General features: G+C 40.9%; 13 protein-coding genes. 4 read left to right on the top strand and 9 right to left on the bottom strand.

Annotated elements, in window-relative coordinates:
- The first annotated feature begins 3 nt into the window (after positions 1-3).
- The 3 genes from PCIT_RS02070 to PCIT_RS02060 all read left to right on the top strand — a co-directional run bounded on the left by PCIT_RS02070 (position 4) and on the right by PCIT_RS02060 (position 2,263).
- On the top strand, positions 4-183 hold the full coding sequence (locus PCIT_RS02070) for a YnbE family lipoprotein (RefSeq protein WP_010361581.1): 180 nt from the start codon (positions 4-6) through the stop codon (positions 181-183).
- Positions 184-194: 11 nt separating this feature from the next.
- A complete protein-coding gene (locus PCIT_RS02065; RefSeq protein ID WP_010361583.1) occupies positions 195-515 on the top strand; it encodes a YdbL family probable chaperone protein in 321 nt (106 codons plus the stop codon).
- Between the two features lie 146 nt (positions 516-661).
- A complete protein-coding gene (locus PCIT_RS02060; RefSeq protein WP_010361584.1) occupies positions 662-2,263 on the top strand; it encodes a winged helix-turn-helix domain-containing protein in 1,602 nt (533 codons plus the stop codon).
- An 8-nt stretch (positions 2,264-2,271) separates the two neighbouring features.
- On the opposite strand, the gene PCIT_RS02055 is transcribed toward PCIT_RS02060, so the two are convergent.
- The 3 genes from PCIT_RS02055 to PCIT_RS02045 all read right to left on the bottom strand — a co-directional run bounded on the left by PCIT_RS02055 (position 2,272) and on the right by PCIT_RS02045 (position 7,658).
- Positions 2,272-3,207 (bottom strand): glycoside hydrolase family 16 protein, encoded by a 936-nt coding sequence (locus tag PCIT_RS02055; RefSeq protein ID WP_157592877.1) that lies wholly within the window; start codon positions 3,205-3,207, stop codon positions 2,272-2,274.
- A 204-nt stretch (positions 3,208-3,411) separates the two neighbouring features.
- Positions 3,412-4,524 (bottom strand): efflux RND transporter periplasmic adaptor subunit, encoded by a 1,113-nt coding sequence (locus PCIT_RS02050; RefSeq protein ID WP_010361586.1) that lies wholly within the window; start codon positions 4,522-4,524, stop codon positions 3,412-3,414.
- Between the two features lie 11 nt (positions 4,525-4,535).
- On the bottom strand, positions 4,536-7,658 hold the full coding sequence (locus PCIT_RS02045; RefSeq protein ID WP_021032336.1) for an efflux RND transporter permease subunit: 3,123 nt from the start codon (positions 7,656-7,658) through the stop codon (positions 4,536-4,538).
- Positions 7,659-7,974: 316 nt separating this feature from the next.
- On the opposite strand from PCIT_RS02045, the gene PCIT_RS02040 reads away from it, so the two are divergent.
- Positions 7,975-8,424 carry a hypothetical protein gene (locus PCIT_RS02040; protein ID WP_010361588.1) on the top strand — a complete coding sequence of 150 codons (450 nt, stop codon included), beginning with the start codon at positions 7,975-7,977 and terminating at the stop codon, positions 8,422-8,424.
- A 12-nt stretch (positions 8,425-8,436) separates the two neighbouring features.
- Here the strand turns inward: PCIT_RS02040 and PCIT_RS02035 are convergent, their stop codons facing one another.
- From PCIT_RS02035 to dinG, 6 genes are all read right to left on the bottom strand, one after another.
- Positions 8,437-9,231 (bottom strand): NPP1 family protein, encoded by a 795-nt coding sequence (locus PCIT_RS02035; protein ID WP_010361589.1) that lies wholly within the window; start codon positions 9,229-9,231, stop codon positions 8,437-8,439.
- 83 nt (positions 9,232-9,314) lie between these two features.
- The gene (rsmS, locus tag PCIT_RS02030) at positions 9,315-9,482 is read right to left on the bottom strand and encodes a pleiotropic regulatory protein RsmS (protein ID WP_010361590.1); all 168 of its coding nucleotides are present in this window, start codon (positions 9,480-9,482) and stop codon (positions 9,315-9,317) included.
- Positions 9,479-9,751, bottom strand: coding sequence for a late competence development ComFB family protein (locus tag PCIT_RS02025; protein ID WP_010361592.1), 273 nt, complete (start codon positions 9,749-9,751; stop codon positions 9,479-9,481). Before PCIT_RS02025 ends, rsmS begins: the two co-directional genes overlap by 4 nt.
- 121 nt (positions 9,752-9,872) lie before the next feature.
- The gene (locus PCIT_RS02020) at positions 9,873-10,475 is read right to left on the bottom strand and encodes a primosomal replication protein (protein WP_192992762.1); all 603 of its coding nucleotides are present in this window, start codon (positions 10,473-10,475) and stop codon (positions 9,873-9,875) included.
- Positions 10,469-11,248: a TSUP family transporter gene (locus tag PCIT_RS02015; RefSeq protein WP_010361594.1), complete on the bottom strand. Its 780-nt coding sequence runs from the start codon at positions 11,246-11,248 to the stop codon at positions 10,469-10,471. Before PCIT_RS02015 ends, PCIT_RS02020 begins: the two co-directional genes overlap by 7 nt.
- Positions 11,249-11,251: 3 nt before the next feature.
- Positions 11,252-13,321 (bottom strand): ATP-dependent DNA helicase DinG, encoded by a 2,070-nt coding sequence (gene dinG, locus PCIT_RS02010; protein ID WP_010361595.1) that lies wholly within the window; start codon positions 13,319-13,321, stop codon positions 11,252-11,254.
- Positions 13,322-13,380: the final 59 nt, after the last annotated feature.

The raw sequence follows: 13,380 nt of genomic DNA, 5'->3' as shown, positions 1-13,380 counted from the left end.
TAGATGAAATGGATGATAGCGTTGATGAGTGTGCTGATGTTATCGGCCTGCACGCATAAAGTACAGGTTGAAACGAAAGAGCCAATTACAATCAACTTGAATGTGAAAGTGGATCATGAAATACGTGTGAAAGTTGATAAAGAGTTAGATGACTTATTTAGCGATGACAGCGAATTATTTTAAAGGAGATCATAATGAAAACTAATAGTTTTGTATTTGCATTGATTGCGTTAGGAATGACCTTTTCCGCGTTTGCGCTGACTTTAAATAGTGCAAAATCTCAGGGCCTTATTGGTGAAACATCGAGCGGGTACTTGGCTTTGGTTAGCCAGAATGCACAGGCACACGCTTTGATTAAGTCTGTGAATGCGAAAAGGAAAAGTAAGTATCAGCAATTAGCAAAAAAAAATAACCTAAGCTTATCGCAAGTTGAAACGCTTGCTGGGAAAAAGGCGGTAGAAAAAACAGCGTCAGGACATTTCATCAAGGTAAAAGGGAAGTGGGTTAAGAAATAAGCCGATTTTATTTTATATACCAAATAGAGTGTACCGCACACTCTATTTGGCTGATGCTGTTAGTTTATAGTGAACGTGTAAAATTAGTTCCTGTTTCCTCCCTTTTTTGTAATACTCATCTTATTATAATTCTTGAATATTTTTGCATGCGACACCGTATTAATGGCTTATCCGTTGATTTAAAAACAGGAGTGGTTTTAACCAGTTCTGAGCGTATTGTCATTCGTAGTAAAACGTTGCAAGTATTAGTTAAGCTGATTTGCTTACGGGATCGTATCGTGACCAAGCAAGAGCTGCTTGAAGATATTTGGCATGATGTGATTGTACAGGAGCAGGTATTAGCACAGTCAGTTAAAGAGCTCCGGGATATATTTGGCAGTGATGTCATAAAGACGTTTCCACGCAATGGCTATCAATGGGTGGCAGAGCTCACCTTGTATAGCGATTCAACTTCTAGAGCTGTTTATAAAAAGCCACTTTTCCAGCTTGGTGTTATTACCATTATTGCCTTCTTAGGCCTCATCGTTACCCATATATTCAATCCCCAAAAATTGACTATCGCATTTTTGCCAGTAGACAATGCGATGCAAGATAAAGAACATAACTGGGTATCGGTGCAGGGGCTCGAATATTTAAACCAAAGGCTCGCACAGACCAGTGAACTGGATGTGATTGGCAGTGGACATGTGCTCTATGCTTTGGAAAGGTTAGATATTGATAAGCGGTATGCTTTTTCACAGAGTAATATCTACCCATTAATAGCGAAATTAGAAGCTGATTTATTGGTTAAAACTCGTTTAACGGGGTTCCCACTCGACTATCAACTCCATTACTTTATTCATGCGGGACATAGTGTTGAACGGGGAGTTATTAATGCTGAAACAGTTAACTTTGCTTTTGATGAACTGGTCGAAATAGTGGCAAATCGATTTGGTTCTTATCAACCAACTAACTTCCAGTTTCATGAGAATGTGTTCAGTAATGAAGCCTTTGCACGCGGTGTTGAGCTGTATTTGAAAAATAAATTTGAACAAGCAACCCCACTTTTTGCAAGTGCCTTACAAAGTAATCATGAGTTATTAGCGGCACGGCGTTACCTTGCTGCCAGTTATGCCAATATGGATCGTCAGGATGAGGCAATTGTATTACTTGAAAAAAATATAGAGCTTGCGGGTAAGCAGCAAAACCGCGAGTTGATCAGAGCGCATCTCATGATTGGCTATTTAAAAATTAACTGGCCACACACCAATGATAGAGAGCGTGAATTACATCAGGCTTCTGAGCATATAGCCCTTGCTAAACAGCTGGCTGAACAGCAACAGGATAAGTTATTTATTGCGTATTCTTACGAGGAACTGGGGAAAATAAAAAGGTTGCAAGGTCAGTATGTACAAGCCATACGGTTATTGACCTTGGCTTTGAGCTATCATCAAGAGTTTAATAGCACCTACGGGCAAACAGCCGCGTTGATTGAGTTGGCAAAAGTGGCAGCGGAGCAGTTAGAGCTTACAGAAAGTACACGTTACCTAAACCAAGCACTGACTATTGCAGAGCGCAGTAATGCGCAAGCTAACTTAGTGTGGGTGTATTTAGCCAAAGCCGATATTGCTCGTAGCCAATTGAATGAAGGCAAAGCAAAGCAGTATGCTTTGCAAGCTAAAAAGGTTGCGCAGCATAATGACAATCAACTTCTGATAAGTAGGGTTGAAGCGTGGTTCAACCACACTTCGGTGTATAGTGTAAATTAACTTAATCGTTATAAACTGCAGTAGTCGTCTTGTTTAGGTGACCAGTCGGGCACTGTATCGTGATGCGTGACGTTATTTGTACGTAAGTGCGTGACTTGCTCCATAACTTGCTGGCCTGTGAGTTGCGCATTTTGAGAAAAGTATACCCAATCAACATCTTGATAATATTGGCGCATCGCTGGGTTGCTTACTAATTGCTCTTGAATAAACCATAAATTGAAATTGATAGACATAGGCACCTCGGGAAACACTTCAGGTCCATGTTGAGCGAATAGCTCGCCATTAATATAGTAGCTGAGCGTGTCGCCTTTAGCGTGCAGTACTAATAAATTCCAGCCTTGTAAGCTATTGCGTGTAGCGTCGTATTGGTTAACTTTAGTCCATGGTTTGAGTTGGAATGTTTCCCAAGATGTCGCGAACAAAGCGTGATTGCCTTCTCCCCAGCCGCCATTCGCGAGGTATTCAAAGTCCATCTCACTATAGTTTTTATCCATTGGGGCTTTTAGAGGGCTAATGGCATAGAATGTTTCTACTATCCCGTCACCATCAGGGCCGTATTGAGGCTTGTCATTAAAATACACGCGTGCTGCATAAGTTCCTTCACGGTATTTTCGTTTATGGCACACTTGTGTTTGCCGGGTGTTTACCGCAGTACCATCTGTTTTTGATGTTAGTCGCATTACAAAGTTAGTATGATCTAACTCATCCGGATGAAACGTCACGCCTTCTTTCCACCAGCTAGCTCCTTTGATACCAGGGTGCCCGGTCTCTGTACGTGCCATCCAGCCATTTTCTTGCGCTTGATTAAAGCTCTGGTAGTTAAAGTCATCAAACATAAATTGACGTGAAGGTTGCTCTGCAGGCGATGGCTGCGCCGCTGTTGCACATAGGTGCAGTGCTCCAAGCAAGCACATACTGGTGATAGAAAATGTTTTATACATCATTAAAAGCCTTTATTTTATTTTTTCGGGCTTTTATTTTTAATGTGCTGGTTAAAAAAGAGCTAATTAAAAACGATTAAATAACAATATGGGGACGGTTAATTGTTTTTAATTATATGATTATAATAGTTTTAATTTATAATAAAAATGAGTAAGGCTGGTGGGAAGCACTTACTCATTGGGCTAGTAACTTTACTTAATAAGTACTTAGCTGCTGTTTTTCGCTCGTTGTTGCACTTCTACTTTTTGACCTGTTTGCAGTCGCTCAGCACCTAAAACAACAACAGTATCGTTAACTGATAATGAACCTGCGCTGAGTGGGGTAATTGCCACTAACTTACCCTTACCTTTACCTACTTGAACAGGGACCTTCTGAGCTGTGTTTTGGTTGTCTATCTTTACAATATGTACGCCGTCTTTACGTAAAATCAATGCATCTCGATTGACTAGCCAAGACGTATTATTTGTTTTTAAAGGTACGGAGATATTAACTAATTGCCCTACAGCCCAGAGTGAGTTGGTGTCTTTTTCAAGGGTTGCGCGTATCTCAAATGACTGAGAACGTGGATCTGTGGCAGGAATAATTGCAGTGATTTTTGCATAATTGGTAGGCTGACTTGGTGTGCTGTCAGTGGTTGTAATGGGAAGAGATTGCCCTTGCTGTATGTAGTTCAAATATTTTATGGGAATGTAGATCCGAGCCTCTAAATTTTTGATGTCGATTAACTTAATGAGCTTATCCGCACGATTGACATCTGCACCAGACTGTATAAAACGCTCACTGACAACACCTGAAAACGGTGCTGTTAAGGTGGCTCTGTTAATTTGGTCGGCTATTCTCTGCAGGGCGATTTCTGCAAGTGCGATATCTGATTGTGCTAAGTCGTGTTTATTCTGGATTTGGTCAACTTGACTTGCCGCGGCACTACTAGACTGAGCGAGTTTTTTTAAGCGACTTAATTCTTGCTTTTGAAAACGTAAGTTAATTTTTGCTCTCGTGAGCATTTCTCGTTGGGTAGCGAGTTGAAACTCTAAAGGCAGGGTGTCTATTTTCGCCAATACATCCCCTTTATGCACTAAGCTGCCCGGTTCGGCGACATACGTTAGTAGGCCGCTTACTCCAGCTGTTAATCTGACATCTTGCTTGCCATAGAGAGTCCCGTGTACCGTAAATTGGCTCGCTAAATTGGCTTCAGTGATACGTTCTACAGCGACAGGTGCCGCTGCATTTACGGCTGCGCAAAGCAAGCTGCTCGTTAATAAAGCTGCTTTAGCGAGGCGAGTTATTTGAAATAAATGAAAATATTTAGTGTGATGCATTATGCGCCTCTTTATTTATTCGCAACCAAGTCAATAACTTGGGCTTTTTGTGCAACTTGGCGTGGTACACTTGGGTGTTTTGAACGACCTAGCAGTAATAAACTAGGCATTAATATGAGAGTAAACAAAGCACTAATCGCCATACCGCCGACGATCACAGTTGCCAATCCACGATATATTTCTGAGCCAACACCCGGCACAAGCATAAGTGGTAACATACCGAATAAGCTGGTTAGCGTACTTAGATAGACTGGCCTAGCTCTTAATCGAATCGCTTGTTCTACCGCATCTTGACGCAATAATCCGTTGCGCTCACCACTGCGAGTTTGGTCAACTAAAAGAATGGCGTTATTTACGACTAATCCGAGTAAAATGATAAAGCCAATCATGGTCAGTAAATCGAGTGATTGGAAAGTAAATAGGTTAAGTAAATACAAGGCGATCACACCACCCGCGACCGCTAACGGCATTACCAAAAGTACCAACATGCTATCTTTAGCTGACCTAAAGAGCGCAGTCATTAGTAAAAATAAAATGAATAATGCGAGTATAAAATTCAGTGTCATTTCTTCAATTGCAGAGTTCATCTTAGTTGCATTTCCAGCTAATAATACGCTAACGTTTTCTGGCATGGAGGCTTTTACATGGGGCATTACTTCAGCCATGAGTATCGTTTGTGCTTCTTGCAAGCTCATCGTTTCGGGTGGGGTAATTACTACTGATACAGTGCGCTTGCCATTAACCCTGCGCAGTTGACTGGGGCCAACCGTGCGCTCAACGGTTACTAATTCACCTAACGTTTGAATTCCCGACATTGGCGTAACAAGCGGAAATGCCTGTAATTGCTCAGGAGATGACCAAGGCTCAGAACGCAAAATCACATTCATGCGCTCATTACCATTGAAGTATTCATTGATAAATAGCCCTCCCGTAAATGCTTGCACTGCACGTGCAACTTCATCACGAGTTAAGCCAGCTTGTGTTATGCGCCTGTCATTAGGATGAAGGCGCAGTTCAGGTTCAGCCATTTCTAAACTTGGTTGAGGTTGCGCGGTTGCATTAGGCAGCTCGCTCTTTACTTTTGCTAATACGACTTTCGCACCACTAATGAGTTCATCCATGTCGGGACCTGTTAAGTCGATATTGAGTGCTCGACCGTCTCCACCATTGGAGACTCGGATCATTGACCCTCTAAATAGGAATACGTGAGTATCAGGTAGGTCTTGAAAAATTTCATTTCGAGCAACCTCCATAAGCTCTTCAACGCGTTTAGGGTCATCTGAGTAAATAAATCCACCGCCGTTAGAGCCTGCAATGTAAAAATTGTAATCTTTTACTTTTGGGAGCTTTGTTCCTTCGTAATAAGGCTTCAGGCGTTCTTTAATTCTCTGTCCTATTTCTTGCTCCAGAAAACCGAGATTTGCACCTGGGGGAATATTTAATGAATAGAAAAAGCCATCAGTGGGTGCGCGAGGCATAAAATCAGTCTTGGGTAGTAAGGTAAAAGTTGCTATTAGTGATCCACCGAGTAAGCCGACTACCCAACTACATTGTTTTATTCTGGTATTTGTAATCTTTTTTATAAATGCAGTCAGCGTTGACCAATAAGCGTTGTACGGGTCAACGGCTGGCTTTTTTTCTGGCCAAAATTTATTGGCAATTGGGATAATGGTTAACGCGCATACTAATGAGCTGATCACGGCGATGGATAAGGTGAGCGCGAGGTCTGAAAATAATTGCCCTTCAATACCTGCCATGAACATAATAGGTAAGAAAATGGCAACACTGGTTGCCGTTGAAGCAAACAATGCCCCTGCTACTTGTGTTGCCCCTTTTAGTGCTGCTTTACTATGGTTTTCACCTAACGTTCGTAATCGAGAAATATTTTCTTGAACAATAATGGCTGCATCCAGCACTAGACCAACTGCAAACGCTAAACCAGCTAGTGAAATGACATTTAAACTACGGTCAAAAATATTGAGAGAAAAGAAAGCGACCATCAATGATACTGGAATGGTTGCTGCAATAATTAAGGTGGTTTTCAAGCCTCTGAAAAACAGCCACATAATGCCACATGCAAATAAAACACCGAGCCCTAAATTACCTTTGACTAATTGCAAGGCGTTACGAATATGTACCGAGGAGTCGAAGCTTAACTCAAGTGCTAGCCCTGCCTCGAGTAACGCGCCATTATTTAATTCATCTATAGTGTTATTTATTTCATCTAGGACGGCGACTGTATTTGCATCATTATTTCGAGATACAGTAATATAATAAGAGGGTTTACCATTACGCAACGACATTGCACGCCTATCGGTGACAGTATCTTCGACGGTGGCGATATCTTTTAAATAAATTGGTCGATCATTTGAATATCCTACGCGCATTTCGCTGAGCGACTCCACATCATATTTACCAGTAAAACGAACGGTATATTGGCGTCGACCTACGTCTGAAACACCGCCAGAGACGTCACTTGAACTAGAAATAGTACGCTGAATATTTGTCAGGCTAATGCCTAAGGACGCGGCTTTGAAAGGATCAAAAGTAACTCTAAGCTCTCGAGGACGTTCGCCAGACATATTTACATGAGAAACTCCAGGAATACGAGCGAGACTGGGTTCAATAATATCTTCAATTTGTTTTTGGTATTGCGCCATGTCGAGAGATTCTGAGTCATAGCGCAAAGGCACGACCATTAAACTTGCTGCAGTTGGCCCACCAGAGCCTGCGCCTCCATTACCTCCAGCTGTGACAACTGGGTCAATCGCATCGAGAGGAAGTGGAGGGGCTTGGTTAAGGCTCGTAAGCACGTCTAGCATTGCCTGCTGCATATTCGCATTAACGGCAAACGTAAGTGTAATAAAGCCTATACCTCTGCTGATGTTTGTGTTGACTTCTAGTGCTCCAGGAGTACTTTTTACTGCATTCTCGATAGGTTCGATGATCATAGACTCGACTTCTTCGGGAGCAGCCTGTCGCCAGCCTGAAAATATTGTAATTTGAGGTTGTTCTATTTCAGGGGTTAGCTGTAAAGGGAGTTTAAAAATACTGATGGTGCCAAAAAGCATGATCAGTACCAGTATTACTATTACACTCGCTGGATTTTTTAGCGAACTGCGTGTTAAGTTCATTGTGATATCCATTAATCAGTAGCCTATTAATTATCGAATAATTTTTAGTGATTGACTAGCAGGATTATTTTTTAAATTAATTAACATGTCATTTGTCGTGCTTTATTGTTAGTTAAACATTCAGTCGTTACTTTTTGTAACAAAGTTATAAAGGTAAGTGGTTTTGTTAGTAAAAAACTAACGAGTTTTGAGTTAAAACAAGTAACGATAAAATATTATTAATAATATGCGTGTATGGTTATGTTTATTATAATTATCTTGTAACATTTCGGCGTGAGAGTTATCAGCAGTGCAGTATTGTCGTTAAGGAGTGATTATGTTCATTGCATTAAAGTGGGATCATCAAATTGGTGCACATTTTGTTTCATGGCTTGTTGTTGAATGTTCATCCGTTAGCGAAAAGTTTGGATTGCCTCAAGCTTTACCACCGCGTAGAGATATAGCATATTTTGTTCATGAGAAAACAGCAGAGCAAGATGCTAAGGCATTTTCGAACTATAAAAATAATACGCCACAAGAAACAATTAAGCATTACTCACCTTATTTATCAGAACATCATGGCTATTGTCATTATGAGTGGGACCATTCTTATTTTTCAGGATTTATACGCCATGCGGTCCTGTATTGGGAAGATGGGTATCACTTACAACCGACTCCAATAAGAGATGATGTTGGCTATTTTATATGCCCTCAACACTCTGAAACTGATAGTCGGTTCTTTGCTCACTATAAATTGATGAATAAACACAATGGCGAGGGAGGGTAACCTCCCTCACAATCATTTAGTTACATCAGCCGTAGAGAATATAGGATAGGTTTGAGGTTTGAACTTGTTTAAGTTAATTAAGAAGCGGCTATCTTTTATTGGTAAAGTGGCAGAGCCATAGTCATATTGATTGAGCTTCTCTCTAAGCATTTCATTATTAACACCGTCACCTTTTATTTCATACCAACTAACAATAACAGGTGTAACAAAGCGGTTATAAAAGTTTTCGGCATATTCATGTTCTTTTGCAAAGCGAAATGCGTGCGTAAGTAAACCATCTTTGTGATAAACCACTTTTAAATGACCATTGTAAAATGGCAGTTCGTTTGCGGCTTTGGTGACTAGATCACCATGAGCACTGGCACTGCCATGAGTGATAATACCATCATGTGTCCAAATGGCTGCATACTCCCAATCATGGCGATGACCACCACCAAAATATGGAAAAACTTGGTCTTTTTTGAAATATAATGCGTAAAAGTGACCGCAAAATTGGCCATTACCGTTAGTGTGGCAAGCGTAACGATGAAAGGTATTAGAGCTTTCTAAGAACCTATCATCTCGACATTGTGAACCTAAATTACCGGATGTAGATTGTCCAGAATTTTGTAGCCCTTGACGACTAATCCCTGCACTGGGGAGGCAGCCGTCGCCATCGAAATCGAAAACAGGTTCAGTGTTGTTGATAATAAAGTTTGCGGGTAATGCTAGATCCAAGGCTACAAAATTATTAGCTAATGAAGTTTGGCTAAACGTTACGAGTGAAGTGGTGCATAAGAAGGTGGAGAGTTTATAGCGTGTTGTCATCTGTATCTCACAAAACCACTATCGTACTGATCAGGCATGAACTTTTTATGTGGTTAATGTGACGAACACACAGCGGCTAAATACTACTTTTTCGCTGTGTCACAATTTTCTAATTTCTGCTGATAATCAGACTTTACAATATCTAATGCTGCGAGTACTTGTTCTGGAGGAAGTTCATGCTGCTCAAGTAACATGATTAAGTCAACGGCTAATTTAATGTGTGATGGCGCCGCTTCTAGCGTATTGCTCATTCAAGTGTTTTCCTTTTTTTAGCGACCTGACTCATGGCAACATCAATCGCAATGTTAACGCGTTGCTCCATTTGTATACGCTCGTGCTGTGGTAAGTAAAATGCCATATCTACATCGTAACGAATATATCGAGCTGGGAGTTGATTTAAAATGGTACAGCAAAAATCAGCCATAATTTCATCGCTATATTGTGAACTTAACCCACGTTCAATGAGCAGATCTAGCATAATTTTTTCATAATAATTATGTACATCATCATGTAGTTTCATTGCGCCGCCTGACTGGGTTGGTTAGGTTAAGTTTATACCATAATAACGTGCTTATCGACTAACACAATAAAAACCGAATGGGCCTAGCCTAGGTCAGACAGGTTAAGCGGTTCTGGTTATATCAACGTGTTTGTTGCTTTTCAGCCAGTTGGATTTTTTCTTCGGCTGCTGAGATTGCTTTTCGACATCGGCCGAGCCTAGCATGGAGAGTTAGAATTTCTTGATTGAGCGATGTCGCTTGTGCTGGAGTCGCGCTATTTAACTGGACTTTCCTAAGTTCAACCATCTCCAAAAGCCTGCGTTCAAATTCATGATTTTGAGACAACTCTTGATAGAGCTCTTGAGAGCTCTGTATCATTTTTTTCACCGTATTGCGATAAGGTGTGGTTTTTTTGGGGTAGCGGACTTTATTTTCCTTTGCCCAAACAGAGGTCGATTTTAATACTTTGATAACTGCTTCGATTTGTGTGGCTATTTTCTCAAGGGCAAAGGCATATGCATGTCTTTTTTGTGGTTCAGGTAAAGCAGTGAGCGTGACTTTTATTTCATCAACATAATCTGTTAGTTGCAGGCTTTTTGTGGCAAATACCGTTCGGTCAAATAAGCTCGGTTGAGCTTGAATATAGCGGTTTTTTGCGAACCACTTAGCATTATCAAATTGTTCGGCTTGCTGCGCTAAATACTCCACTTGGTTATGTAGTTTTAACAAAGCATTATTCATGATAAATAGGCCTCGACTATTAACTTTCCAGCCAAAATAATAACAATGGTATTGAACAGAGGTTTGATAAGTTTACTGCCAAATTTGATAGCAGAATGTGCGCCTAACCAAGCACCAAACATTAAAAATACGCCCATGGTTATACCAAGTATAAAGTTAACATGGCCTAATGCAACAAAGGTAATTAAAGAGATAAAATTTGAGACAAAGTTCATTGAACGAGCTAAACCACAGTTTAGCAATAAGCTCATTTTATACAGCAAACTATTTGATGCAGTCCAAAATGTGCCTGTACCGGGGCCAGCTAAACCATCGAAAAAGCCAAGGCATAGTCCTTGCAACCATTGCTTAACCTTCAGTGCGTTATTTTTGGCGGGCAGTGTATGCGATTCAGTCGGGCTCAAGCTACCAAACAGGCTATAGCAAGCAACAACGATAATAATAATAGGCAGTAGCTTGTTCAAAAAATCGATGCTTAACCTATCAACTAAGATTGTGCCGAGTATAGAGCCTATGGCTGTCGCCAAAACTGAAGCAGCCCAAAATCGAGGATTAAATAACTGCTTTTTGTAATAGGTAATACTTGCAGTGATTGACCCAAAACTTGCAGCGAGTTTATTTGTACCAAGTGTTAAGTGAGGAGGTAAGCCTGCTGTAAGTAATGCGGGCACGGTGAGCATCCCCCCTCCGCCAGCAACGGCGTCTATAAAGCCAGCAGCAAGTGCAACAAGGCATAGTAATCCCCAAGTCATTGGGTCAAGTGCGAGTTCAAACATAGATCAATCAATTTGTCTCTTAAAGGGTGGCAGTGTATCCAGCATGGCTTTGCCATATCGTTTTGTAACTAAGCGTCTGTCAAGCACCGTTATGCGGCCAGAGTCCGATTCTTTGCGCAGCAGTCTACCACAGCTTTGGACTAATTTCTTTGCTGCATCAGGCACCGTGATTGATAAAAATGGATTCCCGCCTTTACTTTGTACAAACTCGGCCTGAGCCTCTTCAATTGGGGAGGTGGGTACTGCAAAAGGGATCTTAGTTATAATTAAATTTTCTAAATAATGCCCTGGTAAGTCTAGGCCTTCAGATAAACTTTGGGTGCCAAATAAAACGCTTCCTTTACCTGAGTCTATGTGATTTTTATGTGTTTTTAATAGGCTATCGCGAGATTGTTCACCTTGCACAAGAATCTTCCAGTTTTTTGCCCTTAGTATTTTTACAACGTGGTCCATTTGCCAATAAGAGGCAAATAGTACTAAGTTGGCTACATCTTTATTTAAATAAGTGGGCAGTATGTTTGCCAAATAATCGCTAAATGTTTTGTCAGTTGGTTCTTTGTCAGTAACAGGCAAATGTAAGGTTGCTTGATTAGGGTAATCAAATGGTGATGTCGCTTTAATGTATTTAACGCCAGGTTCGTTACGTAGCCCGCTTTCTTTTGAAAAGTGGTCAAAAGTCCCCATTGCACTTAAAGTTGCAGAGCAAAGTACAGCACCTGCACACTCTTGCCAAAGTTTATCCTTTAAATAATAGCCAACTTCAATAGGGCAATCGCAGAGTAAATGGTCGTGGTGGTGTTTGTATTCTAAGCGTTTTATCCAACGTGCATGAGGCGTACTCTCGCCTTTACTCGCATAGCTAAACCAAAGTTTGTTCAGCTGCTCTAGCCGGTTTATATACAAACCACTTTCAGTTAAAAGAGGATCTGCAAGGTAGGGTTTTACATCACCATCGCTGACGTCGAGCGTGAGCGCATCATGCATTTTTGACAGAGCACGAAGTGCATCAAGGGTTGCGTCGCTAATATCTTTCGCTTTGTCGGTTAACGACTCAGGTACCACACCATGCTCAAAGCGAAACGTATCGTCATCGTTATAATTAAAGTCTGCTTTATCTAAAATATCTCTGACGACTCTTAAATCTTTATTGGCATCATTGGCTGCATCATTGAGTTTAAAGTTTTGACCGATGGCTTTTTGTGAAACAATAACATTCGACATTTTCCCACTAAATTTTAGCAGCTTATCTAGCCAATCTATTGTGCCTTTTATGGTTGCTGCGGCAGATGAAAAATCACGTGTAATATGTGGGAGGTGGTGCGCTTCATCAATCACATAGAACGAGTCGTCAAGTTCGGGTAATATTTTTCCGCCTCCTAGCTCTAAATCGGCAAGCAAAAGCGCGTGGTTAATGACGAGTACATCCATTTGTGCCATTTTTTGTCGCGCTAGGTGAAATGGGCATAAATGGTGAGACTTCATTTGACGTTGACAGGCGTGTTTGTCACACGCAATAAGATTCCAAACCTTATCGGGAATGGTATCTGCCCAGCTATCTCTATCTCCTTGCCATTTTTTATTTTGATAAGCGTTTTGTAGATCGCTTAAACACTTTTGCTCCATATCAGATAAAGGCGATGACAAGGTTGGCAGCATAGACGTTTGAACCATATCTTCGCTTAATGCAGCATTGAGCTTTTGCACGCAGACATAGCGTTGTCGGCCTTTAACAAGGTCAAACTTAAAGTCCAAGCCTGAGTGCTCTTTAAAAAAAGGCAGCTCTTTTTCTATTAATTGCTCTTGCAGCGCAACAGTGGCAGTTGAAATGATTAACTTTTTCTTTTTAGCTAATGCAAGAGGCAAAGCACTTAGGCAATAGGCTAGAGACTTACCAGTGCCTGTGCCTGCTTCAACAACGCATATTTTTTGTGACTTGTGATATTCGCCTGCCAACGTTTTAGCGATTTCAGCGACAAGATAATTTTGACTAGCACGAGGGTGGTAGCCCTCTAAATTATCGGATATATGTTGATGAGTTTGCCGAATTGTTTTCTTCAATGCATCTGAGAGCATGTTAATCGCCTAAATTTATATATATGTATATACTTACAGTATCGAGCGTTATTTTAGAT

The organism is Pseudoalteromonas citrea (genome assembly GCF_000238375.3).
GTDB classification, from domain to species: Bacteria; Pseudomonadota; Gammaproteobacteria; order Enterobacterales; family Alteromonadaceae; genus Pseudoalteromonas; species Pseudoalteromonas citrea.
The sequence above is the reverse complement of the archived record's forward strand: the minus strand, read 5'-3'. Positions and strand labels throughout refer to the sequence as shown.